The organism is Streptomyces sp. NPDC060209 (assembly GCF_042728155.1).
Taxonomy (GTDB): Bacteria; Actinomycetota; Actinomycetes; order Streptomycetales; family Streptomycetaceae; genus Streptomyces.
Window position 1 is genome coordinate 19,268 of the sequence record NZ_JBHWZS010000030.1, and the last position, 24,496, is coordinate 43,763.

Here is a 24,496-nt window from a genome sequence, read left to right on the forward strand (position 1 = left end):
GGATCAGTCCCGGTACGCGTCGACGAGGGCGGTGGCCTCCTCCTGGGAGAGGCCGCCGCCCTCGGCGTACGCGGCGTCGTAGGCGGCGTCCCCGAGAACACCGCGGGCCAGTTCCTCCGCCGCGGCGTAGTTGTCCCGCTCCATCGACGTCGGTACGTACCCCTCCGGCAGCAGCGCCTGTCCGGCGGCCAGCAGCCGCGCCGCGAGGGCGGCCCGGCGCTCCCCGCCGAGCCCGCCCAGTGCCCGCGCCACCGTGACCAGGTAGAGCAGGTGCATCTGCGGCGCCACCATCTGCGACAACCGGTCGTCGGCCCGTGCCAGCGCCTCCCGGCTCCGGACCAGGGCGTCCGCGTACAGCCCCTCCTGATTGTCCAGCCAGGCCATGCCGCCCAGCACGAACGCCTCGAAGACCCCGATGGACGCGGACCTGAAATCCTCGTACAACAAGCCGAGTTGCTCGCGAGCCTCGACGGTGCGGCCGGCCGTGCCCAGCCACATGGCCAGGAAGAACCGGGCGAACGCCGTCCCCTCGTGCCCGACGTGCCGCCCCTCGGTGAGGACCTCCCGAAGGATCGCCTCCCCCTCCGCGCCGCGGCCGAGCTCGATCAGTGCGGAGGCGTACCGGGTGCGGAGCACCAGCACCTGGGCCCGGGCGCCGAGCTTCTCCGCGTAGCCGATCGCGGCCTGGTAGTCGTCGGCCGCCCGGGTGTAGTCGCCCTTCTTCTCATTGGCCTCGCCGCGCGAGGAGAGCGCCTCCGCCGCACCCCAGTCGTCGCCGAGACGGCGGACGATCTCAAGGCTCTCGTCGGCGTCCGCGAGGGCCGCGCCCGCCCAGTCGGGCCGGTTGGCCAGTACGTTGGCACGCATCTGGAGCGCGGCGGCCAGGTCCCAGTCGTATCCGAGTTCCCGTGAGGCGCGGACCGTCTCGTCCAGCAGCCCGCGCAGGTCCGAGCTGTCCCCCGTGAGCACTACGGCGAAGAACCAGAGAGAGCCCGGGCTGCGGCAGGTCTGTGGCTGGCCGGCCCGGTAGGTGGCGGCGATGACCCGCAGTCGCGCCATACCGGCCTCGTTCGCCCAGACGTCCATCGCGTGGTCCAGGCTGGCCATCTGGACCAGCGCCACCTGTCGCCGCGCCTCCTGGAGCATTTCGGGACCCAACGGCGGCGGCGCGTCGGTGCAGCGTTCCGTGAGCGAGGGCGCGGGAGCGGCGGGCACGGCGAACGGATCGGGGCCGAGCGCCGCGGCGGCTTCGGACCACTGCAGGGCGTCGCTGCGCAGATCACGCATCTGCCAGTACCAGGCGAGCGAGAGCACCATGCTGAGCGATTCCTGCTCGTCACGCGCGGCGACGGCATGCCGCAGGGCCGTGCGCAGGTTCTCGTACTCGCGCTGGAAGAGTTCGAGGGCGGCGAGCTGTCCGGCGCCCCGGAGTTCGGGGTCGGTGGTGCGGGCCAGTTCCCGGTAGAACGTGAGGTGCTGCCGTTCGACGGCGTCCCGCTCCCCTGCCTCTTCGAGCCGTTCGGCGGCGTACTCACCGACGGTCTCCAGGAGGCGGTAGCGCATCCCGCCGTCCGCTGCGGGGGCGGCGACGACGAGGGACTTGTCGACCAGCGAGCCGAGCACCCCGGCGACGTCGTACGCCTCCTGGGGGCGTTCCGCGCAGACCGCCTCGGCGGCGGCGAGGGTGCAGCCGCCGGAGAAGACCGACAGCCGGCGCAGGGCGGTGCGTTCGTCCTCGTCCAGGAGGTCCCAGGACCAGTCGACGACCGCCCGCAGGGTCTGCTGGCGGGGCAGCACGGTGCGGCTGCCGCTGGTCAGGAGACGGAAGCGGTCGTCGAGGCGGTCGGCGATCTGGCGCGGGGTGAGCATGCGCAGCCGGGCGGCGGCGAGTTCGATCGCGAGCGGAAGCCCGTCGAGGCGGTGGCAGATCTCGGCGCAGGCCGCCGCAGTCCGCTCGTCCGCGTCGACCCTGAAGCCGGACTGCGCTGCGGCCCCGCGCTCGGCGAGCAGGCGCAGCGCCATCGGGTCGGGCAGCGGGTCGACCGGCCGGACGAACTCGCCCGGCACGCCGAGGGGCTCACGGCTGGTGGCGAGGACGGTGAGACCGGGGCAGCGGGCCAGCAAGTGGTCGGCGAGGGCCGCGGCCGCCTCGATGAGGTGCTCGCAGTTGTCCAGGAGCAGCAGCATGCGACGCCCGGAGCAGTGTTCGGTGAGCCGGGTGAGCGGTTCGCCCGCGCCCCGCTCCGCCGCCCGGATCTCCTCGGCGCCCGCCCCGCGCAGCACCGTCTCACGGCCACCGAGGGCGGTGAGCACAGCCTCCGGCACCGCTTCGGGATCGTCGACCGGCGCGAGCTCCGCCAGCCAGACGCCGTCCGGCCAGGAGGCGGCGACCGTCTCGGCGGCCTCCTGGGACAGCCTGGTCTTCCCCGCGCCACCGGGTCCGAGGAGGGTGACCAGCCGGGCCCGGGTCAGGTCCTCGCCCAGGTCCGCGATGTCCGCCTCACGCCCTACGAAGCTCGTGAGCCTGGCCCGCAGATTGCCGTGCCGGGCGGGAAGGGGGGTGGGAGCGGGGGCGGGGGCGGGCGGGTCCTGGTGCAGCAGCCCCTCGTACAGGGCTCGCAGGGCGGGTCCCGGGTCGGTGCCCAGCCGGTCGGCGAGCAGGGTGCGCACCTCGTCGTACACCGCGAGTGCCTGCGCGGTGCGGCCTGCGTCCCGCAGTGCCCTGATACGGAGGGCCTGCAGGGGTTCGTCCAGCGGGTGGTCGGCGCAGAGCCCGGCGAGTTCGGGCAGGGCGTCGTCGGCACGGCCCTGCGCGAGGACGGCCTCGATCCGGGTCCGGCGGGCGTCCAGGCGCCTGGCCTCCCAGCGGGCCGCCGCCACGGCGCGGTCCGGCAGGTCGGCCAGGGCGGGCCCGCGCCACAGGGCGAGCGCGTCGTCGAGGATCGTGGCGGCCTTCGCCGCATCGCCCTCCTCCTCCAGCGCCCGGGCGCCCTCCTTCGCGAGCCGCTCGAAGCGGTGCAGGTCCACGGCGTCCGGGTCGGCGGCGAGACGGTAGCCGTTCTCCACCGATTCGACCGCGTCCCGGCCCAGCGCACGCCTGAGGCGGCCGACGAGTGCCTGGAGGGCGCCGGAGGCGTCGGCGGGCGGGTCGCCGTCCCACACCTCGTCGACGAGGTGCCCGGCCGGGACCGTATGTCCCGGGCGCAGGGCGAGCACGGTGAGCAGGGCGCGCAGCCGCGCCCCGCCGAGGGCGACGGCCGTGCCGTCGGCGCGGAGAGCGCGGGTGGTACCGAGGATGCCGTAGTGCACGCGCCCATTGTCCGTGACGGGTCCGCCCTCCGTGGAACTACCACCCACCTGTGAGACGTTCTCGCCGTGTCACCCGTACTCTCGGGGGCCTCAGCCGCCGTCCAGCCCTCAGGAGTGCCGCCGATGACCACCGCGTTCCGCCGTCCCAGCGACCGGCGGGTCAGTCCGATCTTCCTCGGGATCGTCGCCGTCATGGCCGTCTCGGGCTGGGCGGTGTGGACGGACTTCGCCGAGCAGACCGGCTTCGCGGTCTTCCTGTTCGTCACAGCGGCCTGGATCGTCTCGCTCTGCCTCCACGAGTACGCGCACGCGCGCACCGCCCTGCACAGCGGCGACATCTCGATCGGGGCGAAGGGCTATCTGACACTCAACCCGCTCAAGTACACCCATGCGCTGCTGAGCATCGTGCTGCCCGTGCTGTTCGTGATCATGGGCGGCATCGGCCTGCCGGGCGGGGCGGTCTACATCGAGCGGGGCCGCATCAGCGGGCGCTGGAAGCACAGCCTGATCTCGGCGGCCGGCCCCCTGACGAACGTGCTGTTCGCCGTCGTCTGCACGGCGCCGTTCTGGCTGGGCGCCCTGGACGGCGTCCCGCTGTCCTTCCGGCTCGCGCTGGCGTTCCTCGCGCTGCTCCAGGTGACGGCGGCGATCCTGAATTTCCTGCCGGTCCCGGGGCTCGACGGCTACGGCGTGATCGAGCCGTGGCTGTCGTACAAAATCCGGCGTCAGGTGGAGCCGTTCGCGCCCTTCGGGCTGATCGCGGTCTTCGCGCTCCTGTGGATCCCGGAGGTCAACGGGGTCTTCTTCGACGCGGTGGACGCGCTGCTGCGGGGCCTGGGCGTCAACGAGGTCGAGACCTACTGCGGGCTCGACACCTACCGCTTCTGGCAGGAGTGGTTCGGCGACCAGGACCCGGGCTGCGCGATGATCCGCTAAGGGCTGTCCCGTAATCCCCCGGCGGGCGCACGACGACAGCTACGGCACCTCGCCGCGTTGTCGGGTCGCCCGAATACGCCCAGTATGAGGATGCCCCTCCGCCTTGCGATGCACCGCATCCGACGCCGCGCGCTGATCCACCGGGCATTACGGGACAGCCCTTAGGGCCCGTCTTCAAAGTCCCGCCTGCCCTTCGGGCGACGACGCGACTCTGCGCAAACGGCCTAGAGCTGCGACGCCCCTCCGTCGACAGGGAACTCCGTTCCCGTCGAGAAGGTCGCACCGAACGCCAAGTACGCCACCGCGGCGGCCACTTCCTCGGACGTCCCCAGCCGCTGCATCGGGTTGGTGCTCCGGTAGGTGTCCTTTATCGTCTCGGCGACGTCGGCGGGGACGGAGCGGTCCAGGATGCCCGTGTCGGTCGGGCCGGGGCTCACGGCATTGACCCGCACCTTGTGCGGCAGCAGCTCGCGGGCCAGGGTGCGCGTCATCGACCGCAGGGCTGCCTTGCTCGCCGAGTAGACACTGAGCGTGTCGAGGCCCAGGACGTTCACCACCGACGTGGTGAGGACCACGCCGCTTCCCTCGCGCAACAGCGGCGCCAACGCCTGCACCGTGAAGTACGGGCCCTTGGTGTTGATGTCGAACAGCGTGTCGTACATCTCCTCCGTCGTCGAGTCGAACGGCGCGGACTCGGTGACGCCGGCGTTGACGAACAGCGCGTCCACCGCACCGAACCGCTCCTGGACCGTGCCGGCCAGCGCCTTGATGTCCTTCATGGACGCGGCGTCGCTGCGGACCCCGACCGCCTTGTCCCCCAGCTGCTCAAGCGCGGCGTCCAGAGTGGATCGGGTGCGGCCGGTGATCAGTACCTGCGCCCCACCGTCCGCGAACAACCGGGCCGTAGCGAGGCCAATACCGCTGCTTCCGCCCGTGATCACGATCTTCTTGCCGTCATAAGTGGTCATGCCCTCAAGCCAATATCCACCCGCACACCCTGTCCAAGACCTGTTCCGTATGCCGTCATGCCCCAGGCGTATGACGACGCGCGACGTACCCTGGGCGAATGGACGTCGATCTCCGGCTCGTGCGCTATTTCACAGTCGTGGCTGAGTACGGCAACTTCGGTCGGGCCGCCACCAAGCTGCACCTGGCACAGCCGTCGCTGAGCCGCCAGATCCAGCGACTTGAGGCTCAGCTCGGTGTCCGGCTTTTCGACCGCTCGCCGCAGGGCAGCAGCCTCACCGACGCCGGTCAGGCATTCCTTCCCAGGGCCCGGAAACTGCTCCAAGAGGCCGAGCAAGCCGCTCGCACGGCCAGAGCCGCCGTCCAGCCCCGTACCGTCACCGTCGGCTGCGCCGAAGGACTGGTCATCACCGCCTGTGTGCAGGAACTGCGCCGCCGACACCCCGACGGCCAGGTCCGCACCCGGCACCTCGACTGGCGGGACACGCGCGCCCTCGCCGAGGGGCGGGTCGACGCCCTCGTTGTGTACAGGCCCCTGCCCTTCCCCACGGACGGCTTTAGGGTGACCAAGCTCCATCAGGAATCGCGGGTACTCGTCACATCGGCGAGTCATCATCTGGCGAACGAGAAAGCCGTCAGCCTGCGGGCTCTGTCGGACGAGGAACTGGTGGCCTGCGTCAGCACTCCGGTTGTCTGGAGCACGCCCAAGCCGGTCGACGACCGCCCGGCACCACCCCCGCCCGCGATGGACGACAGCTACGAGGACAAGCTGGAACTCATCGCCACCGGCCACTGTGTCGCGATCTTCCCTGCCGCCGATCGACGCGCTGCTGTGCGCGAGGACATCGCCCTGGTGCCCGTCATCGACATCGATCCCTGCGAGCTCGTGCTCGTCACGCGCGCCGGCGACCTGAACCCGCTGCTCGGATCCCTGGAAGACGTCGCACGTACATTGCTCGGCACAGCCTCCCGACAGGAGAACAGCACGCTGCCGATCAGCTGACCCCTCGCGGAGGTGTCTCCAAACCATCGTGCGAGCCCACCAGCGCGCGGCCGGAGCCCGAAAAGGGGGCTCCGGAACCCCGCGCTCGGCCGCTCCAGAGGCGGACCGACCAGCAAGATTCACCTGGTCTGCGACGCTGTCGGCCGACCACTCGCCTTCGTTCTCACCGGCGGGAACACCAACGACTGCACCCAGTTCACCGCCGTGATGGAGGCGATACGGGTGCCCCGCACCGGTCCTGGCCGACCCCGCGTGCGACCCGAACACGTCCTGGGAGACAAGGGCTACAGCTCGAAGGCGAGGCCTGGCTGCGGCGCCGGGGCATCACGCACACCATCCCGGAACGAGCCGACCAGATCCGCAACCGGGCCCGGCGCGGCAGCCTCGGCGGACGCCCCCCGACAGTCGATCGCGAAATCTGCAAGCAGCGCAACGTCGTGGAACGGTGCTTCAACCGCTTGAAGCAATGGCGCGGCATCGCGGCCCGCTACGACAAACCGCCGAGTCCTACCAGGCCGCCGTCACCCTCGCCTCGCTGCTGATGCGGGCGTGACACTTTGACGACAACTCCTAGCGCGCGGCGGCCTCGGCGCGGGATTCCGCCCTGTGCTTGCGCACGTAGAACCACGCCATGTTCGAGGAGAGGCCGGCGAGCAGCACCCAGACGATCCCGAGGAGGCTGCCCTCGACGAAGGACACCACGGCTGCGGCGACGGCGAGGACGCAGACGATGCTGGCGTAGAGAGCGAGGCGGGGCATGAGGGCTGGTGCTCCTGTCCGGGGATGGTGCGTGGTCCCGTCCAGTGTCCCTCACGCCCGATTCGGCTCCGGGCACGGGCTCACACGTCGGTGGTGCGCAGCCCCGCGTGTGCCTTGTAGCGGCGGTTGACGGAGATCAGGTTCGCCACGAGCGACTCGACCTGGTGCGCGTTGCGCAGCCGGCCGGCGAAGACGCCGCGCATGCCGGGGATACGGCTCGCGAGCGCCTGCACGGTGTCGGTGTCTGCGCGTGCCTCTCCCAGCACCATGACGTCGGTGTCGATCTCCTCGATCGCCTCGTCCTGGAGGAGCACGGCCGACAGGTGGTGGAAGGCGGCGGTGACCCGGGAGTCGGGCAGCAGGACGGCTGCCTGCTCGGCAGCACTGCCCTCCTCGGGCTTCAGGGCGTAGGCGCCCTTCTTGTCGAAGCCGAGCGGGTTGACACAGTCGACGACGAGCTTTCCGGCGAGCTCCTCGCGCAGTGACTCGAGCGTCTTGGCATGGCCGTCCCACGGTACGGCGACGATCACGACGTCGCTGCGGCGCGCGCACTCCGCGTTGTCCGCGCCCTCGACGCCGTGGCCCAGCTCGGCGGCGGCGGCCTCGGCACGGTCGGCGGCGCGCGAGCCGATGACGACCTTCTGTCCGGCGCGGGCGAAGCGGTAGGCGAGACCGCGGCCCTGGGGGCCGGTTCCGCCGAGTACGCCCACGGTCAGGCCGGACACGTCGGGGAGGTCCCAGGGGTCCTTGGCGGGGGGCTTGGGGGCGCTTCCACTGTCATTCGTAGTCATGGCGCCGACCCTACTGCGAGGTAGGGAAGGGCACCCTGCCCCGTCGCCGCTCCGCGACATCCGTCACCGCGACCAGGACGATCGCGGCGAGCACCGCCACCGGTCCCACCAGGACCCCGAGGTAGTACCGGTCGCCGTAGACCCCGGCCGACAGGAGTACGGCCGACGTCACGGCGCTCGCCCAGAGGATCAGGCCTCCGATGCCGCGCATCCGCAGCATGCGAGGCGTGGCGCGGCGGCGTACCCATGCGGAGGCCCAGCCGCACAGGAGCGCGATCGACAGCGGCAGGACCAGCAGCGTCCAGCCGAGTATCCAGGCCAGGGCGAAGGTGTGTGCGGTGGTCATGGCGTCATCGTGGCAGGACCGGCGAGCGGGCGGCAGTGCCGGTTCCCGGCAGTTCCCGTCCGGGTGGACTGCCGCGTTCGGGCAGCCGGGGGCGGGCGGTTGGGGGCATGATGCCGGGTCATGGATGCTGTGCGTGTCGCGTTGCTGCGCGAAGTACTGGCCGGGACCGAGTGGCCCGCGGCGGCACGGGGGTTCGCCCGGACCCTGCGGTCGTCGGTCGTCCCTCAGGGCGGCGGGCTGCTGCTGGTGGGGACCGAGGTCTACGAGCCGTGGCACATGGCCGCGCACCTGGTGGACGAGTCCACATGGTCGGGCCTGCCGCAACTGCGGCCCACTCTCGTACGCCACCGGGTGGAGCCGAACGACCCGGTGCAGCTGGCCGTCGGTCTGGGCCGGATCGAGGCGGCCGGGCGTGGCGAGACGCTGCTCGTGGTGGCGCCCGAGCGTCCGGGCAGCGGCCTGCTGGAACGCGTCCACGACGCGCGCCGCGCGGGCGCGACCGTGCTCGCGCTGGACGGCGGCGACCCGGAGGTGCGGGGCCTCGCCCACGAGGCGCTCACGGTCTCCGACGAGGACGAGGTCGATCTGGACACGGTCCAGCACCTGGTCAGCGCGGCGGCGGGAGAGAACGGCACCCCGTCCCCCCGGGGCCGCCGCACGTTCCGCGACCGCCTCTCCCGCCTGGCCGACCAGCTGACGGCCCCGCCACCGGCCCGCTGGTGACCGGGGCCTCGAACCTGCCCTGGATCGCGAACCTGCCGGGGCCCGGCGACCAGTCCGGCGACCAGTCCGGCGACCAGTCCGGCGGCTAGTCCGGTGTCTCGTCCGTCGGCCTGTCCGAGCGGTCGTGCCACTTCGGGTCGTTCTCCCACTCCAGGTTCCGCTCACGCGCCGTGTCCATCGCGCGCTGCGCCTCCCCCTGGGTGGCGTAGGGGCCGAATCGGTCCTTCCCGGGGCACTCGGGGCCCTCCTCGACCTTCTTGTGCTCCAGGCAGTAGTACCATTCGCCCGGTTTGCCCACCGTGCGCTTCTTGAACAGGGCCATTGCGGGATCCTTTCCTCCTTGCCATGGTGCCCCGAGCCTGCTGGTTAGACTCGCTGACATGTCTGGCCAGTCGCTTCTCGTACCAGGGGAGATCACTCCCGTCCGCTCCGTTCCCGGAAGGATCCGGCGCCCCGAGTACGTGGGGAAGCCCGCGCCCACGCCGTACACCGGGCCGGAGATCCAGGACTCCGACACCGTGGAGCGCATGCGGATCGCCGGCCGCATCGCGGCGCAGGCGATGGAGGAGGCCGCCAAGCACATCGCCCCGGGGGTCACCACCGACGAACTCGACCGGGTCGCCCACGAGTTCATGGTGGACCACGGCGCGTATCCGTCGACCCTCGGCTACCGGGGTTTCCCGAAGTCGCTCTGCACCTCGCTCAACGAGGTCATCTGCCACGGCATCCCCGACTCCACCGTGCTGCGGGACGGCGACATCGTGAACCTCGACGTCACCGCGTACATCGACGGTGTACACGGCGACAACAACGCCACCTACCTCTGCGGCGACGTCGACGAGGAGTCGCGGCTCCTCGTGGAGCGCACCCGGGAGTCGCTCAACCGCGCCATCAAGGCGGTGCGGCCCGGACGGCAGATCAATGTGATCGGGCGCGTCATCGAGTCGTACGCGAAGCGGTTCGGCTACGGGGTCGTGCGGGACTTCACGGGGCACGGGATCAATTCCTCGTTCCACTCCGGCCTGATCATCCCGCACTACGACAGCCCTCACGCGACGACCGTGATGCAGCCCGGGATGACGTTCACCATCGAGCCGATGCTGACGCTCGGGACCCATGACTACGACATGTGGGACGACGGCTGGACCGTCGTGACGAAGGACCGGAAGCGGACCGCGCAGTTCGAGCACACACTGGTGGTGACCGAGACCGGAGCGGAGATCCTGACGCTTCCGTAGCGCGTCGCTTTTACCGACAGACGGTCGGGAACCTGTTGACTTAGGTAAACCTAAGTAGGAGGATCAGCATATCGGTGCGCGGCGGCGTGTACAGCTGCTGCCGGTTTACGCATTTTTGTCCGGACTTCCCGTCCCCTCGGTCCCCGGAGGCCCGCCTTGGACTCGACCGCCACCACCACGCCTTTCTCGACTCTCATCCGCACCGCTTCGCACGAGCAGCACACTGAGGCGGAGTCCTCGACCTTCATGAGCGACATGCTCGGCGGACAGCTCGGAGTGGACGCGTACACGCGCTACACCGAGCAGCTGTGGTTCGTCTACAGGGCGCTGGAGGACGGCGCGCAGGCCCTTGGTGAGGATCAGGTCGCCGGGCCCTTCATCCAGCCGGAGCTGATGCGCACGGCCGAGCTGGAGCGCGACCTCGCCCACCTGCGGGGCGAGGGGTGGCGCGAGGGGCTGGAGCCGCTGCCCGCCACGGCCGCGTACGCCGCGCGGGTGGCCGAGTGCGCCCGCGAGTGGCCCGCCGGATACATAGCGCACCACTACACCCGGTACCTCGGCGACCTCTCGGGCGGCCAGATCATCCGCGGCACGGCGGAGAAGACCTGGGGCTTCGAGCGCAAGGGCGACGGGGTTCGGTTCTACGTGTTCGAGCAGATCTCCAACCCGGCCGCCTTCAAGCGGGAGTACCGGGAGCTGCTGGACGCGGTGAACGCCGACGACCTGGAGAAGCAGCGCATCATCGACGAGTGCAAGCGCGCCTTCGCGCTGAACACCGCCGTCTTCCGCGAGCTCGGCGAGGTCTTCCCGCTCAGCGCGTAACGGCCTGCCACGTGGGCCCCGGTCAGGATGTGACCACGAGAAGGACGCGGCCCCCTACCTCCGTCGTGCCGTCAGGCGCGGGTGCGGCGAGGATCTGGGAGCCGCGTCCTTGTGTGATGTTGAGGGCGCGGCCGAGCTCGGCGCTCAGCAGCATGGCCGCCGCACCGGTCGCCTCGTCCTCCTCGATCCCCCCGTCGTCGCGCCGCGGGAAGGCCCGCGCCCGTACGCGGCCCGCGGCCTCGTCCTCCCAGGCCCAGACGTAGAGCCAGCCCTCGCCGGGCGGCGGCCCCGTCAGCGCCTCGACCTCGGCGACCGACTCGTACCGCTCCAGCGCCCACGGCGGCGCCCATTCCGGGCGGGCCGAGATCCAGGTGAACTCGCCGTCCTGGCGGGCCGTCACGTCCCCGATGGGCAGCTCGAGGACCTCCAGGTCGAGCAGCCAGGCGGCGCCGACGAGCGGGTGCCCCGCGAACGGCAGCCGCAGCCCGGGCGTGCGGATGTCGACCGTGCCGCGCTCCGGGTCGTCCACGAACACCGTCTCGCTGAAGCCGAGCTTCCGTGCGAGCGCCTGCCTGGACTCGTTGTCCGGATACCTGCGCCCGTCGCGTACGACGCCGAGCGCGTTGCCGTGGCGGCCGTCCGGGCCGCAGAACACACGCAGTACGTCGATGCCGTCGGGTACGTCGAAGTCGTTCACATGCGCATTCAAGCACCGCGCGGGGGCCCCTGACGCCAAGGGGGCTCGGCGTGCTGACCTCTTCGGCAGCCCGTTCTTCTTCTGGCGGCTGGGCCCGCGTCGGGCCGAACGGAGCCGGGAAGTCGACGCTACTGGCGGCGCTCGCCGCGGACCTGCCCGTGGACAGCGGCGAGGTGCGCATCGACGGCCGGCCGGCCACCGACTGGCCGGCCCCCGAACTGGCCCTGCGCCGGGCCGTTCTGCCGCAGTCCGCAGCGCTCGCCTTCCCGTTCCCGGTCGAGGACGTCGTACGGATGGGACGGGCACCCTGGGCGGGTACGGCCCGTGAGGACGAGGACGACGCCGTGGTCGCTGCCGCGATGGCCGCGACGGAGGTCACCGGGTTCGCCGCCCGCCCGTTCTCCGCGCTGTCCGGCGGCGAGCGCGCCCGGGTCGCCCTGGCCCGGGTGCTGGCGCAGCGCGCCCCGCTGCTGCTCCTGGACGAACCGACGGCCGCGCTGGATCTGCGCCATCAGGAACTGGTCCTGCGGATCTGCCGCGAGCGTGCCGCCGCCGGGGACGCGGTGGTCGTGGTGCTGCACGACCTCGGCCTCGCGGCGGCGTACGCGGACCGGGCCGTGGTGCTGCACGGCGGCCGGGTCGCGGTGGCCGGGCCGCCCGCCGAGGTGTTCACGGACACGCTGCTCGGCGAGGTGTACCGGCAGCCGGTCGAGGTGTTCCCCCATCCGCGGACCGGGGTACCGCTCGTCGTACCGAAAAGGCTTGCTTGACCCGCGTTTGACCTTCCTGTGGGTTTCCCATGAGGGCACCGTGATCGGGCCGTTTCCAGCCCGGGCGAGTGAGACCTGAATCACCTCGATGACTGGCACCGGTGAGGTTAGGCACGGTTAAGTTAGGCGCGCCTCACCTGCTGTTCGTCCGCACCACCCTTCCGCTCTTTCACCCTTGTGGAGCCCCGCATGCGAGCCGTTCGTTCCTCCGTCGTCACCGCTGTCGCCGCGGTGGCCGCACTGACTGCCGTCACGGGCTGCGCCGAGAAGAGCGACGGCAAGGGCGCCGGCGCCGTCGAGGTGGTCGCCAAGGACGACTCCTGCGAGGTGTCGTCGACGAAGATCCCGGCCGGCCACGTCGAACTCGCCGTGGAGAACAAGGGATCCAAGGTCACCGAGGTCTACGTCCTCTTCCCGGACGACCGGATCGTCACCGAGCGCGAGAACATCGGCCCGGGCACCAAGGCGAAGATCACGGCCGAGATCAAGGCCGGCACGTACGAGATCGCCTGCAAGCCCGGCATGAAGGGCAAGGGCATCCGGCAGACGGTCGAGGTCACCGGAGGCAAGGCCGCCGCGCGCAGCCCGGAGATGGACAAGGCCGTCGCCGGCTACCGCACCTACGTGCAGGCGCAGGCCGACGAGACTCTGCCCAAGGTGAAGGTCTTCACGGACGCCGTCGCCGCGGGCGACATCGAGGCGGCGAAGAAGGCGTACGCCGGCTCCCGGATCGGCTGGGAGCGCACCGAGCCGGTCGCCGAGTCCTTCGGTGACATCGACCCGAAGGTCGACGTCCGCGAGGACGGCCTGGAGGACGGCCAGAAGTGGACGGGCTGGCACCGCCTGGAGAAGGCGCTGTGGCAGGACAAGAAGCTGGGCGCCGAGGAGAAGGCCCTCGCGCCCACCCTCTACAAGGACCTGCTGGACTGGCAGAAGCGGGTCGGCCGGGCCGACATCACCCCGACCTCGATGGCCAACGGCGCCAAGGAGCTCCTCGACGAGGTCGCCACCGGCAAGGTCACCGGCGAGGAGGAGCGCTACAGCCACACCGACCTCGTCGACTTCAAGGCGAACGTCGAGGGCGCGGAGCAGTCCTACGAGCTCCTGAAGCCGATCGCGTCGAAGAACGACGCCGCGCTGACCGCCTCCCTGGACAAGCAGTTCGCGGCGCTGGACACCCTGCTGGACAAGTACCGCGCGGACAAGGCCTCCTACGACTTCACCTCGTACGACAAGGTCGGCAAGGCGGAGCGCAAGGAGCTCTCGGACGCGGTCAACGCGCTCGCGGAGCCGCTGTCCAAGCTGGCCGCCGCGGTCACGAAGTAAGCGGGAGCCCGATCATGACCGAGACCGAGATCGGGACCGAGGGCGAGGGCGAGGGCGCCGGCCACTCCCCCGCCCCGTCGCGCAGGGCGCTGCTCGGCTGGGGCGGCGCCGGGCTGGCGCTCGGCGCCGTGGCGGCGGGCGGCACGGCCGCCGCGGTGCGTTCCGGCGAGGGTACGGAGCCGGCCTCGGACAGCGGTGCGGCGGTGCCCTTCCACGGAGCGCATCAGGCGGGGATCGCCACCGCCGTCCAGGACAGGCTGCACTTCGCCTCGTTCGACGTGACGACGGAGGACCGGGCCGAACTGATCGCCCTCCTCGAGGAATGGACCCGGGCCGCCGAGCGGATGACGGCCGGACGGACCGTGGGCGAGGGGGCGTACGGAGGGCCGGCCCAGGCCCCACCGGACGACACGGGCGAGGCGCTGGGCCTCAGGCCGTCCCGGCTGACGCTCACGCTGGGCTTCGGCCCGTCCCTGTTCGCCAGGGACCGCTTCGGCCTCGACGAACGGCGGCCCGAAGCACTGGTGGACCTGCCGAAGTTCCCCGGCGACAATCTGGACGCCGCCCGTAGCGGCGGGGATCTGTGCGTCCAGGCGTGCGCGGACGACCCGCAGGTCGCCGTGCACGCCATCCGGAACCTCGCCAGGATCGGGATGGGACGCACCGCCATCCGCTGGTCGCAGCTGGGGTTCGGCAAGACGTCCTCGACGACGCCCGGTACTCAGACCCCGCGCAACATGATGGGGTTCAAGGACGGCACCCGGAACATCTCGGGCACGGACGACGCCGCTCTGAAGAAGCACGTGTGGGCCGGCGGGACGGACTGGATGGCCGGGGGTTCGTATCTGGTGGCCCGGCGCATCCGCATGCACATCGAGACGTGGGACCGCGCTCCGCTGCAGGAGCAGGAGGACATCTTCGGCCGCGACAAGGGTGAGGGTGCTCCGGTCGGCAAGGCCAAGGAGCGCGACGAGCCGTTCCTGAAGGCGATGCTGCCGACCGCGCACGTGCGCCTGGCGCACCCGGACAGCAACAACGGGGCGACGATCCTGCGTCGCGGCTACTCCTTCACCGACGGTACGGACGGTCTGGGCAGGCTCGACGCGGGACTCTTCTTCCTGGCCTACCAGCGGGACGTCCGCACGGGCTTCATCCCGGTGCAGCGCAGTCTCGGGGCCTCGGACGCCCTCAACGAATACATCCAGCACGTGGGTTCGGCGGTCTTCGCCGTTCCGCCCGGCGTCCGTGACACGGACGACTGGTGGGGCCGGGCGTTGTTCTCATGACCCGGGCGTTGTTCTCATGACCTGCTGCACCGTGGAAGGACCGGCATGTTCGGCAACTATCTGATCGGCCTGCGCGAGGGGCTCGAGGCCGGCCTGGTCGTCTGCATCCTTGTCGCCTACCTGGTCAAGACCGGCCGCCGGGACGCGCTGCGCCCGGTGTGGATCGGCATCGCCATCGCCTGCACCATCTCGCTGGCCTTCGGCGCCGCGCTCGAATTCGGCTCCCAGGAGCTGACGTTCGAGGCGCAGGAGATGCTCGGGGGGTCACTGTCGATCATCGCCGTCGGGCTCGTGACCTGGATGGTGTTCTGGATGCGGCGTACCGCGCGGCATCTGAAGAGGGAGCTGCACGGCAAGCTGGACGCGGCGCTCGCGATGGGCACCGGCGCCCTGGTGGCCACCGCCTTCCTGGCGGTCGGCCGTGAGGGTCTGGAGACCGCGCTGTTCGTGTGGGCGTCGGTGCGGGCCAGCGGTGAGGGTTCCTCGTCGCCCCTGATCGGGGTGCTGCTGGGCATCGCGAGCGCCATCGTGCTGAGCTGGCTGTTCTACCGGGGTGCGCTGCGGATCAACCTGTCGAAGTTCTTCACCTGGACGGGCGGCATGCTCGTGGTGGTGGCGGCGGGCGTGCTGGCCTACGGCGTGCACGACCTGCAGGAGGCCCGCTTCCTCGGCGGCCTGCAGAACAAGGCGTTCGACATCACGACCACGGTTCCGCCGGACAGCTGGTACGGCACCCTGCTCAAGGGAGTCTTCAACTTCCAGGCCGATCCGACCGTTCTTCAGGTCACGGTGTGGGCGCTGTATCTCATCCCCGCGCTCGCGCTGTTCCTCGCCCCGGTAGGGTTCAGGCGGTCAGTGCGGACGACGGATCAGAAGGCGCAGAAGGCAACGGATGAGAAGGCTGGGTCGACTGGCGGCGGGGCTCGCGACGACGACGGTACTGGTCGTGACGGCGAGCGGCTGCGTGACGGTACACGGTGAACTGGAAGTCGTGCCGGGAGCGACGAAGTCCGAGGCCGCGAAGGCCCTGGAGGACTTCACCGTCGCCTACAACAAGGCGGACAAGGCATACGATCCGGCGCTCGACGAGGACCGGGTGACCGGTTCGCTGGGCGCGATCAACCAGGCCGGTCTGGCCGCGCGGCGGAAGACCAGTCCGGAGGGCAACGCGCAGCACAAGCCGCTGGAGCTGACGGACGCCTCGTACGTCATTCCCAAGAAGGCGGGCTGGCCGCGCTGGTTCCTCGCGGACACCGACTCCAACCGCGACCAGGACGGCGGGAAGCTGGACACCCGCTGGCTGCTGACGTTCGTCCGCACCGGGCCGGACGCGCCGTGGAAGGTCTCCTACCTGGCGGTGGCCTCACCGTCGGAGATCCCGAAGTTCCGCAAGGACGCCGACGGCTGGGCGCAGCCCGTGCCCTCGGCGGACACGGACGCCGCGCTGGCCACCCCGCCGGCGGACCTGAGCACCACGTACACGGGCTACCTCAGTGACGGCGCACCGGATGTGTTCGCGCCGGGGTCGATGACCTCGGGCTGGCGGGACGCGCGGAAGAACACCCGCAGGGCCGGCTTCTCGTACCAGTTCGTCGACCAGGCGCTGGAATCCGGGACGTTCGCGCCGCTGGGCCTGACGACGGAGGACGGCGGAGCGCTGGTCTTCTTCAGCAGCAAGCACTTCGAGCGGCAGACGGCGGCCGAGGGGCTGCGGCCGACGGTCACGGCGGACGTGCAGGCGCTGCTGACCGGCGAGGTGAAGAGCACCCTCACCAAGGAGCGGGTCTCCAGCCAGCTGGTCTACGTGCCCAAGAAGGGCGCGGGGGACGCGGACGGCAAGGTGCGCGTGCTGAACCGGCTGCCCGGCCTGGTCGCGGCGCAGGGCTCCTGACCGCTTCGGACGGCAGGGCCCTGCACGGGCCCTGTTGCCCGGCGGGTCCCTCGGCGGCCGGGCGGCCGGACCGCGGGCGCTCTCAGCGACTGAGCGGCCAGGCCACCGAATCGTGGTCGAGGTCGCTCGCGTCGGCCGTGTCCGCATACCTCGCGCAGGCGTCGGTGAGCGTCTCCAGCAGGGTCAGCGGGTCGGGCAGCGGGTTCTCCGGTCCGCGGATCCAGTGCACGTCCACCTCACCGGGGAGCCGGGCGGGCGGCACGAGGACGTAGCTCCCGCGGCAGTGCCAGCGGAGCCCTGGGTGCTCGTCCATGGTCTCGGGGTGGCAGTCCAGCTCGCACGGCCACCACTCGTCCTCGTCGTCCGGGGTGCCGCGGGTGGCGGTGAAGAAGAGCATCCGGTCGGTACCGGACTGGGCCACGGGGCCGACGTCGATCCCCGCAGCGGTGAGCCGCTCCAAGGCGGCGAGCCCTGCGGTGAGGGGGACGTCCAGGACGTCGTGGATCATGCCCGTCGCGGTGATGAAGTTGGCCAGCGGCTGATTGGCCGCCCAGCGTTCGACCTGGGCGCGGTCCGTCGTGGACTGCGTCTGCCAGGCGAACGAGATGGGGTGCCGCGCGGGCGTGGGACAACCGACGCGTTCGCACGAACATCGGTATCCGGACGGGTGCGCGGCGGGTGAGATCGGCATCCCTGCCTCGGCGACGGCAAGGAGCAGCGCCAGCCGCACCGCTTCGTCGGCTTCCGGCTGTGCCTTCGGCCGCCTGCGCAGCCACTGGGAAATCCTGCCCTCTGTGCCGCGGTAGCGGCCGGAATCGGCGCCCATCAATCCCCTCACCTCAGCGGTTACCTCTCCATGGTCCCACCATCCTGCTCCTCGAGTGGCCGGACTTCCCAAGCGGGGTGCTCGGGCCGTCGCGCAGAGGTCGTCACACCCGTACGGAATGTCACGAAATGCACTGCCGGCTTCATGGCCGGATCAAGAGCCCGCGCAGGGCGTGATCGACGACGGCGTCCGCGTACGCATGGGTGAGCGGAAGCGTTCTCAGCAGCCAGCGGTGGGTGAGAGGGGCGATCAGGAGCTCCAGCGCGATGCGCGGATCGACGTCCGCGCGCACCTCGCCGGCCTCCTGGGCGGAGAGCAGGCGTGTGACATACAACTGAAGCTGGGGTTCGAGCAGATTCTCTACGAATTGGGCCCCGAGCGCCGGATCGATGACGCCCTCGGCGGTCAGGGCCCGGGTGGGCGCCTCGGTCGCGGGGTCGTTGAGCTCGTCGACCGTGGCCCGCAGGACCAGCTTGAGGTCGGCCGCCAGGTCGCCGGTGTCCGGAATCCCGTGTTCGCCGCCGCCTCCCGCTCCGTCCGCCTCCGCCGCCTGCCGGGCGCCCATGTCGAGGAACGCCTCCATGAGCACGGCCGCCTTCGACGGCCACCAGCGGTAGATCGTCTGCTTGCCGACCCCGGCCCGGGCGGCGATACCCTCGATCGTCGTCTTCGCATACCCCACCTCGCCGACGAGTGCGAGCGCGGCGTCGTGGATCGCGCGGCGGGAGCGGTCGCTGCGGCGGCTGGAGTCGGGGACCTTGTGCTGTGACATACGGCCAGCCTAGAGGCTCACGGTCCGATACGTATCGTCTTGTAGGGCGCCGGCCCACCCATCACGCCGTCCGCTGAACCACCCGAACGGATCACAGCGCAACGGCCCGGCGCGGCGCACCATGAACTCACGCACACAACCCCGTGCGCATCCCACCGTTCCGCGGCCACGGCCGCCGTTCGTGAGGAGCCTGCATTGACCCGTGACGCCACCCCTCGTCGCTACCTGATGTGCGCCCCGGCCCACTTCGAGGTCACGTACTCCATCAACCCGTGGATGGACCCCTCGAAACCCGTGGACCTGCCCCTGGCCACCACCCAGTGGGAGGACCTGCGCGACCGCTACCGAGCCCTCGGTCACACCGTGGAGCTCCTCACCCCCCGCCCCGACCTCCCCGACATGGTGTTCGCCGCCAACGGGGCCACGGTCATCGACGGCCGGGTGCTCGGCGCCCTCTTCGCCTACCGGGAGCGGTACGCGGAGGCCGAGGCCCACCGGGAATGGTTCCGGGCCAACGGCTTCACCGAGATCCGCGAGCCGGCCCATGTCAACGAGGGCGAGGGCGACTTCGCGGTGACCGCCTCGTATCTGCTGGCCGGGCGGGGCTTCCGGTCCAGTCCGCTCTCCCACGACGAGGCCCAGGAGTTCTTCGGCCGTCCGGTGATCGGCCTCGATCTGGTGGACCCGCGCTACTACCACCTGGACACGGCGCTGTGCGTCCTCGACGACGCGGGCGACGAGATCATGTACTACCCCGGAGCCTTCTCGCCGGGCAGCCGGTCCGTGCTGGCCCGGCTCTTCCCGGACGCGCTGCTGGCCGAGGAGGCGGACGCCGCCAGGCTGGGGCTCAACGCGGTGAGCGACGGGCGCCACGTGCTGCTCCCGCAGGCCGCCGTGGGGCTCCTCGACCCGCTCCGGGACCGGGGCTTCGAGCCGGTCCCGATGGATCTGGGCGAACTGCTCAAGGGCGGCGGCAGCGTGAAGTGCTGCACCCAGGAGCTGCGGGCCTGATCCGGAAAGGCCCTAATCACCCTCGGGCGGCGGCCAGGCGTCGCCCCACGCGGTGTCCCGGGCGGCACGGTAGAGCGCGCCGTGCCGCTTGGTGACCGTCGCGCGCCGCAGGCCCTCGTCCTTCGTGCAGAGCTCCAGCAGCACCTGGCCCTTGCGGATCTGCGGCTTGCGGGTGACCCGGGCGGTGACCGGATCGGTGGCGAACCGGGTCGCCACGACATAGCTGAACTTCTCGTCCTCGTGGCTGAGCGAGCCGCCCTTGACCCGGCGGTGCAGGGACGAGCGGCTGACGCGCGCCGAGAAGTGGCACCAGTCGGTGCCCCGCTCGATGGGGCACGCGTCGTCGTGGGGGCAGGGTGCCGCGACGCGGAGTCCTGCGGCGATCAGCCGGTCGCGTGCCTCGATGACGCGGTCGTAGCCGTCGGGGGTGCCGGGCTCCACGATCACCACGGCCTGCGCGGCCGACGCCGCGGCGTCCACGACGGTGGCCCGGTCCTCGGCCGTGAGCTCCTTGAGCACGTACGAGACGGTCACCAGGTCCGTGGACGCCGGAGCCGGTGACACCCCGATCCTCGCCCGCTCCCAGGTGGCGGCCCGCAGCGCGGGGATGCCGGAGGCCTCGGCAAGCTCACGGCCGAGCGCGAGGGCCGGCTCCGACCAGTCCAGGACCGTCGTCCGCGGGCCTTCCCAGGCCCCGGCGACCGCCCAGCTCGCCGCGCCCGTACCGCCCCCGATGTCGGTGTGGGTGGCGGGCACCCAGTCGGGCGCGGCCTCACGGAGTGCGGCGAGGCAGGACCGTACGGCCTCGAACGTCGCGGGCATGCGGTACGCGGCGTACGCGGCGACGTCCGAGCGGTCCCGCAGGATGGGGGCGTCGGTGGGGGTGGTCCCGCGGTAGTTGGCGATCAGCCGGTCGACGGCCTGCGCGGCCTGCGTCGGGGACAGCCCGTCGAGCAGGGCGGCAAGCGCCGCACGCAGGGCTTCCGCGGTGGGGAGGGTGGCGTTCACCGCCGAATTGTAGGCGCAGCGGACCCTCCCCCCGCAGCCCGGTGGCCCGGTACGGAACCGGGACAGAACGGCTACGGAACCGAACTGCTGCTCGCCGTGGGCCCGTTGCTACGCTGACCGACGCCGCCTCGGGGATCGCTAAGGGGTCGGATCGTCGTCGGGGGGACCATGAGACAGAGGATCGTGCGCCTGGCTCTGGTGGGCGGGGTGCTGTTCCTCGCACTGCTGCTTGTGCTGGCGACCTGCGGGGGCGGTGGAGGCGCCGGGGACGACGACAAGGCGCGGAAGCCCTCGAAGAGGAGCGCCGGCCCGGCGACGCGGCTGAACGTCCCCCCGGAGTACTCGACGGCGCGCGGCTGGGAGGTCGTCGGCGCCGGGCCCGACTACGCCGTCTCGCACACGACGGGCCGGCTGGCGTATCTGGTGAAGGCCCCCGACCACCGCTACCGGCTGCGGACCCTCGACACGGAGACCGGCCGGGCCGGCTGGAGCGGCGAGGCATGGCGGCCGCCGGACCCGCTGCACTTCCCGAACCTGCTCACCGTCGCCAAGGACGACCGGCAGTTCTTCGTGACCTGGTCCTACGGAAAGACCGGCGACGGGCTCACACCCGCGGAGTCCTTCGTCTCCCTCGACGTGTACGACGTGGTGGACGGCGAGCGCCGACGTGTCGAGGTGCCGTGGACGGGCGCACCGGTCGTCACGGCGACCGGCCCGGGAATCCTGATCAGCGACGGCAGGGCGAACAGCGCGGTCGTGGACCCCGTCGGCGGCGAGGTGTCGGAGATCGCCGCGTCCGCGGTGACGTATCCGAAGGGCTGCGCGGCCTGCAAGCAGCTCACCGAGGTGCGCGGGCAGACGGCGAAGGGCCTGCTGCTGAGCGGGGTGCGCGAATTCTGGGTGCGGGGCGGCTGGTTCAGCAGGCAGACCGCGCCGAAGGGCGCGGACCCGGCGACCGGGGTGCCGACCTCCGTGGCGCCGGGCCTGATCCTTGCGAGGTGGCAGCTCGCCGAGGGGGCGAAGCGGGCCGCCACCCACCAGCTGTGGACGGTCCACGACGCGGTGAGCGGGAAGCCGGTCGTCTCGGTGGAGTGCCACACACCGGCCATAGAGCCGGGCCGCTATCCGCAGGCCGTGGTCTCGCCCTCGGGCGGCTACCTGGTCGCGGGGAATCTGGCCTTCGACCTGGAGGCGAAGAAGGGGTTCTGCTTCGAGGACGAGGGCGGGGCGGCGCAGCTGACGCTCGCGTCGGTGACGGACGGGGGCAGCGCCTACGGCGCGACGACCGTGCGTGACGCGGACGAGGCTCTGGAGGGCGACGGGGGCGGCCCGGTCACGATGAGCTTCACGACCGGGGAGGTCGAGGCGCTGTCACCGAACACACGGCTGCCGGAGGTGGAGACCTCCGGCGTGGGTGTGTTCCGCTGGACGGACCGCAAGGACCGGCTGCACCTGCTGGGCTACCCGCGGGTGGGCTGAGCCGGCCGGGACCCGCCCGGCCGGCCGCCTCTCACTTCGCGAGCGGGCCCCTCGCGGCGCCCGTGCTCCGCCACGGCCGGCACAGCAGCAGGAAGGCCACCACCGCGGACAGTGCGCAGACCACCTGCACCACGGCCATCGGTACGGCGGTCCTTTCACCGGCGATGCCGACCAGCGGCGAGGCGATGGCACCGATCAGGAACTGGGACGTCCCCAGCAGCGCGGAGGCGGAGCCGGCCGCGTGCCTGGTGCGCATCAGGGCCTGGGTGTTGGTGTTGGGCATCGCGAGGCCCATCGCGGACATGAGCACGAACAGCCCGGCGGCCACCGGCAGCAGGCCGACCTCGCCGAAGACCCCGGAGGTCATCAGCAGCAGGGCGATCGCCGCGACTGAGATGACGGCGAGGCCGAGGCCGAGCGCCTTGTCCAGGCTGACCCTCCCGACGAGCAGCTTGCCGTTGATCTGGCCGACGGCTATCAGCCCGACGGAGTTGATCCCGAAGAGCAGGCTGAAGGTCTGCGGCGAGGCCCCGTAGATCTCCTGGACGACGAACGGGGACGCGCTCACATAGGCGAAGAGCGCGGCGAAGGCGAGGCTGCCCGCGATCATGTAGCCGGTGAACACCCGGTCGGCCAGCAGCCCGCGCATGGTGCGCAGCGCGTCGCCGACACCGCCTGTGTGCCGCTGCGCCGTGGGCAGTGTCTCGTGGAGCCACTTCCAGACGACGAGGGTGAGCAGCACGCCGACGAAGGTGAGGACGACGAAGATGCCGCGCCAGTCGGTGAACTGCAGTACCTGGCCGCCGATCACGGGCGCGATGACCGGCGCGACTCCCGAGATCAGCATCAGGGTGGAGAAGAACCGGGCCATCTCGTCGCCGTCGTAGAGGTCGCGCACGACGGCCCGGGAGATCACGATGCCGGCGGCGCCGGCCAGGCCCTGCAGGAGGCGGAAGCCGATGAGGAGTTCCGCGGTGGGGGCGACGGCGCAGATCGCGGTGGCGATCACGTAGACGACCATGCCGAGGAGCAGCGGCGTGCGCCGGCCCCAGCGGTCGCTCATGGGGCCGACGACGAGCTGGCCGAGCGCCATGCCGGTGAGGCAGGCCGTCAGGGTGAGCTGGACCGTCGCGGCCGGGGCGTGCAGCGCGTCGGTGACCTCCGGGAGTGCCGGGAGGTACATGTCCATCGACAGGGGCGGCAGTGCGGTGAGCCCGCCCAGCACCAGGGTGACCAGAAGTCCGGCCCGCCGTGCGGTGGTCGTGGAGGTGGCCGGGACACCCGGCGCGATGGTCGTGGAAATGGCCGGGACACCCGCAGCGGTGGGGGTGGCGGTGGCCTGGGCGCTGAGTTCGGCGCCCCTGCTGCTCGTCGGTATGTGCTCTTGCTCTTGCTGGGCCCGGCTCGCGCCGCTGTCCGGCATCCTCGTCTCCGCTTCGTTGAATCCACATCTATGCTCTCAGGTCAGCCGTAGTGGTCGATACCTTTTTGCGTGGGAGCGGGCGGGCATGAGTGGGACTGTGCGTTGGGGTGTACTGGCGACGGGCGGCATAGCCGCCACGTTCACGGGGGACCTGCTGGCGATGAAGGACTCGGGGGCGGAGGTCGTGGCGGTCGCCTCCCGCACCGAGGCCTCCGCGCAGGCGTTCGCCGAGCGGTTCGGGATCGAGCGGGCGTACGGCAGCTGGGCGGAGCTCGTCGCGGACGACACCGTCGACGTCGTCTACGTCGCCACCCCGCACTCGGCGCACCGGGAGGCGGCCGGGCTCGCCCTTGAGGCCGGCAAGCACGTGCTGTGCGAGAAGGCGTTCACCCTCAACGAGCGTGAGGCGCGGGAGCTGGTGGATCTTGCCCGGGAGCGCGGGCTGTTCCTGATGGAAGCCATGTGGACGTACTGCAATCCGCTGATCCGCCGGATGACCGAGCTGGTGCGGGACGGTGCGATCGGCGAGATCCGCACGGTGCAGGCCGACTTCGGCTTCGCGGGCACCTTCGGGGCCGAGCACCGGCTGCGCGATCCCGCGCTGGGCGGCGGCGCGCTGCTGGACCTCGGGGTCTATCCGGTGTCGTTCGCGCAGCTCCTGCTGGGTGAGCCGGACCGGGTGCAGGCCGACGCGCTGCTGTCCCCTGAGGGCGTCGACCTGAACACCGGGATGCTGCTGGGCTGGGACTCCGGTGCCACGGCGCTGCTCAGCTGTTCGATCGTCGGGAACCTGCCGACCACCGCGTCCGTCACCGGCACGGCCGGGCGGATCGACTTCCCGCAGGGCTTCTTCCACCCGGAGCACTTCCTCCTGCACCGGGATGGCCGGGAGCCCGAGAAGGTCGTCACGGGCCCGGGCCCGCAGGGGCTTTCGGGCATGCAGTACGAGGCCGCCGAGGTGACGCGCGCGCTGCTGGCGGGAGAGAAGGAGTCCCCGCTGGTGCCGCTGGAGGGTTCGCTCGCCGTGATGCGGACGCTCGACGCGGTACGTGACCGTGTCGGCGTCCGCTATCCGGCGGACGACCGCGCCTGACCTCGCGCGGGGCCGGGGCGG

The 24,496-nt window shown here is 71.3% G+C and carries 22 protein-coding genes and 3 pseudogenes; 14 read left to right on the plus strand and 11 right to left on the minus strand.

Annotated features, from left to right (window positions below):
• Positions 1 to 3 precede the first annotated feature (3 nt).
• A complete protein-coding gene (locus ACFWFI_RS09030; protein WP_387387328.1) occupies positions 4 to 3,309 on the minus strand; it encodes a BTAD domain-containing putative transcriptional regulator in 3,306 nt (1,101 codons plus the stop codon).
• Positions 3,310 to 3,432: 123 nt separating this feature from the next.
• Here ACFWFI_RS09030 and ACFWFI_RS09035 point away from each other — a divergent pair, with 123 nt between their 5' ends.
• Positions 3,433 to 4,245 carry a site-2 protease family protein gene (locus ACFWFI_RS09035; protein WP_387387329.1) on the plus strand — a complete coding sequence of 271 codons (813 nt, stop codon included), beginning with the start codon at positions 3,433 to 3,435 and terminating at the stop codon, positions 4,243 to 4,245.
• Positions 4,246 to 4,469: 224 nt separating this feature from the next.
• Here the strand turns inward: ACFWFI_RS09035 and ACFWFI_RS09040 are convergent, their stop codons facing one another.
• On the minus strand, positions 4,470 to 5,213 hold the full coding sequence (locus ACFWFI_RS09040) for an SDR family oxidoreductase (protein WP_387387331.1): 744 nt from the start codon (positions 5,211 to 5,213) through the stop codon (positions 4,470 to 4,472).
• Positions 5,214 to 5,311: 98 nt separating this feature from the next.
• Here ACFWFI_RS09040 and ACFWFI_RS09045 point away from each other — a divergent pair, with 98 nt between their 5' ends.
• Positions 5,312 to 6,214, plus strand: coding sequence for a LysR family transcriptional regulator (locus tag ACFWFI_RS09045; RefSeq protein ID WP_387387333.1), 903 nt, complete (start codon positions 5,312 to 5,314; stop codon positions 6,212 to 6,214).
• A gap of 22 nt (positions 6,215 to 6,236) precedes the next feature.
• Positions 6,237 to 6,767, plus strand: a pseudogene (locus ACFWFI_RS09050) (IS5 family transposase); the annotation flags it as partial.
• 17 nt (positions 6,768 to 6,784) lie between these two features.
• On the opposite strand, the gene ACFWFI_RS09055 reads toward ACFWFI_RS09050, so the two are convergent.
• From ACFWFI_RS09055 to ACFWFI_RS09065, 3 genes are all read right to left on the minus strand, one after another.
• Complete coding sequence (locus tag ACFWFI_RS09055) at positions 6,785 to 6,973, minus strand: hypothetical protein (RefSeq protein WP_387387334.1); 189 nt, start codon at positions 6,971 to 6,973, stop codon at positions 6,785 to 6,787.
• A gap of 80 nt (positions 6,974 to 7,053) precedes the next feature.
• On the minus strand, positions 7,054 to 7,764 hold the full coding sequence (gene npdG, locus ACFWFI_RS09060) for an NADPH-dependent F420 reductase (protein ID WP_387387335.1): 711 nt from the start codon (positions 7,762 to 7,764) through the stop codon (positions 7,054 to 7,056).
• Between the two features lie 10 nt (positions 7,765 to 7,774).
• The gene (locus ACFWFI_RS09065; RefSeq protein WP_387387336.1) at positions 7,775 to 8,110 is read right to left on the minus strand and encodes a hypothetical protein; all 336 of its coding nucleotides are present in this window, start codon (positions 8,108 to 8,110) and stop codon (positions 7,775 to 7,777) included.
• 120 nt (positions 8,111 to 8,230) lie between these two features.
• Here ACFWFI_RS09065 and ACFWFI_RS09070 point away from each other — a divergent pair, with 120 nt between their 5' ends.
• The gene (locus tag ACFWFI_RS09070; RefSeq protein ID WP_387387338.1) at positions 8,231 to 8,833 is read left to right on the plus strand and encodes a hypothetical protein; all 603 of its coding nucleotides are present in this window, start codon (positions 8,231 to 8,233) and stop codon (positions 8,831 to 8,833) included.
• Between the two features lie 85 nt (positions 8,834 to 8,918).
• Here ACFWFI_RS09070 and ACFWFI_RS09075 read toward each other — a convergent pair whose 3' ends face one another.
• Complete coding sequence (locus ACFWFI_RS09075; protein WP_387387339.1) at positions 8,919 to 9,155, minus strand: hypothetical protein; 237 nt, start codon at positions 9,153 to 9,155, stop codon at positions 8,919 to 8,921.
• Between the two features lie 58 nt (positions 9,156 to 9,213).
• Here ACFWFI_RS09075 and map point away from each other — a divergent pair, with 58 nt between their 5' ends.
• Positions 9,214 to 10,071, plus strand: a complete 858-nt coding sequence (gene map, locus ACFWFI_RS09080) for a type I methionyl aminopeptidase (RefSeq protein ID WP_387387340.1) — start codon at positions 9,214 to 9,216, stop codon at positions 10,069 to 10,071.
• Between the two features lie 156 nt (positions 10,072 to 10,227).
• Positions 10,228 to 10,893: a biliverdin-producing heme oxygenase gene (locus ACFWFI_RS09085; protein WP_387387341.1), complete on the plus strand. Its 666-nt coding sequence runs from the start codon at positions 10,228 to 10,230 to the stop codon at positions 10,891 to 10,893.
• A gap of 22 nt (positions 10,894 to 10,915) precedes the next feature.
• Here the strand turns inward: ACFWFI_RS09085 and ACFWFI_RS09090 are convergent, their stop codons facing one another.
• On the minus strand, positions 10,916 to 11,590 hold the full coding sequence (locus tag ACFWFI_RS09090) for a PhzF family phenazine biosynthesis protein (protein WP_387387343.1): 675 nt from the start codon (positions 11,588 to 11,590) through the stop codon (positions 10,916 to 10,918).
• Between the two features lie 92 nt (positions 11,591 to 11,682).
• Between ACFWFI_RS09090 and ACFWFI_RS09095 the strand changes: the two are divergent.
• The 5 genes and pseudogenes from ACFWFI_RS09095 to ACFWFI_RS09115 form a co-directional block, all read left to right on the plus strand.
• Positions 11,683 to 12,360, plus strand: a pseudogene (locus tag ACFWFI_RS09095) (heme ABC transporter ATP-binding protein); the annotation flags it as partial.
• A gap of 189 nt (positions 12,361 to 12,549) precedes the next feature.
• Positions 12,550 to 13,686, plus strand: coding sequence for an iron uptake system protein EfeO (efeO, locus tag ACFWFI_RS09100; protein ID WP_387387344.1), 1,137 nt, complete (start codon positions 12,550 to 12,552; stop codon positions 13,684 to 13,686).
• Between the two features lie 14 nt (positions 13,687 to 13,700).
• The gene (gene efeB / locus ACFWFI_RS09105; protein ID WP_387387346.1) at positions 13,701 to 14,972 is read left to right on the plus strand and encodes an iron uptake transporter deferrochelatase/peroxidase subunit; all 1,272 of its coding nucleotides are present in this window, start codon (positions 13,701 to 13,703) and stop codon (positions 14,970 to 14,972) included.
• Positions 14,973 to 15,017: 45 nt separating this feature from the next.
• On the plus strand, positions 15,018 to 15,953 hold the full coding sequence (gene efeU / locus ACFWFI_RS09110; protein WP_387387348.1) for an iron uptake transporter permease EfeU: 936 nt from the start codon (positions 15,018 to 15,020) through the stop codon (positions 15,951 to 15,953).
• Complete coding sequence (locus ACFWFI_RS09115) at positions 15,865 to 16,863, plus strand: SCO2278 family lipoprotein (protein WP_387387350.1); 999 nt, start codon at positions 15,865 to 15,867, stop codon at positions 16,861 to 16,863. The genes efeU and ACFWFI_RS09115 overlap by 89 nt, the downstream gene beginning before the upstream one ends.
• Positions 16,864 to 16,945: 82 nt before the next feature.
• On the opposite strand, the gene ACFWFI_RS09120 is transcribed toward ACFWFI_RS09115, so the two are convergent.
• Both ACFWFI_RS09120 and ACFWFI_RS09125 read right to left on the minus strand, forming a co-directional pair.
• Positions 16,946 to 17,689, minus strand: coding sequence for a bifunctional DNA primase/polymerase (locus ACFWFI_RS09120; protein WP_387387351.1), 744 nt, complete (start codon positions 17,687 to 17,689; stop codon positions 16,946 to 16,948).
• Positions 17,690 to 17,831: 142 nt separating this feature from the next.
• A complete protein-coding gene (locus ACFWFI_RS09125) occupies positions 17,832 to 18,461 on the minus strand; it encodes a TetR/AcrR family transcriptional regulator (protein WP_387387353.1) in 630 nt (209 codons plus the stop codon).
• 174 nt (positions 18,462 to 18,635) lie between these two features.
• Between ACFWFI_RS09125 and ddaH the strand changes: the two are divergent.
• Positions 18,636 to 19,472, plus strand: a pseudogene (gene ddaH / locus ACFWFI_RS09130) (dimethylargininase); the annotation flags it as partial.
• Between the two features lie 12 nt (positions 19,473 to 19,484).
• Here ddaH and ACFWFI_RS09135 read toward each other — a convergent pair.
• On the minus strand, positions 19,485 to 20,480 hold the full coding sequence (locus ACFWFI_RS09135; protein WP_387387355.1) for a small ribosomal subunit Rsm22 family protein: 996 nt from the start codon (positions 20,478 to 20,480) through the stop codon (positions 19,485 to 19,487).
• A 168-nt stretch (positions 20,481 to 20,648) separates the two neighbouring features.
• On the opposite strand from ACFWFI_RS09135, the gene ACFWFI_RS09140 reads away from it, so the two are divergent.
• Positions 20,649 to 21,959, plus strand: a complete 1,311-nt coding sequence (locus ACFWFI_RS09140; protein ID WP_387387356.1) for a hypothetical protein — start codon at positions 20,649 to 20,651, stop codon at positions 21,957 to 21,959.
• A 31-nt stretch (positions 21,960 to 21,990) separates the two neighbouring features.
• On the opposite strand, the gene ACFWFI_RS09145 is transcribed toward ACFWFI_RS09140, so the two are convergent.
• Positions 21,991 to 23,382, minus strand: a complete 1,392-nt coding sequence (locus tag ACFWFI_RS09145) for a Bcr/CflA family multidrug efflux MFS transporter (protein ID WP_387387357.1) — start codon at positions 23,380 to 23,382, stop codon at positions 21,991 to 21,993.
• Between the two features lie 85 nt (positions 23,383 to 23,467).
• Between ACFWFI_RS09145 and ACFWFI_RS09150 the strand changes: the two genes are divergently transcribed.
• Complete coding sequence (locus ACFWFI_RS09150) at positions 23,468 to 24,475, plus strand: Gfo/Idh/MocA family protein (protein ID WP_387387359.1); 1,008 nt, start codon at positions 23,468 to 23,470, stop codon at positions 24,473 to 24,475.
• Positions 24,476 to 24,496 lie beyond the last annotated feature (21 nt).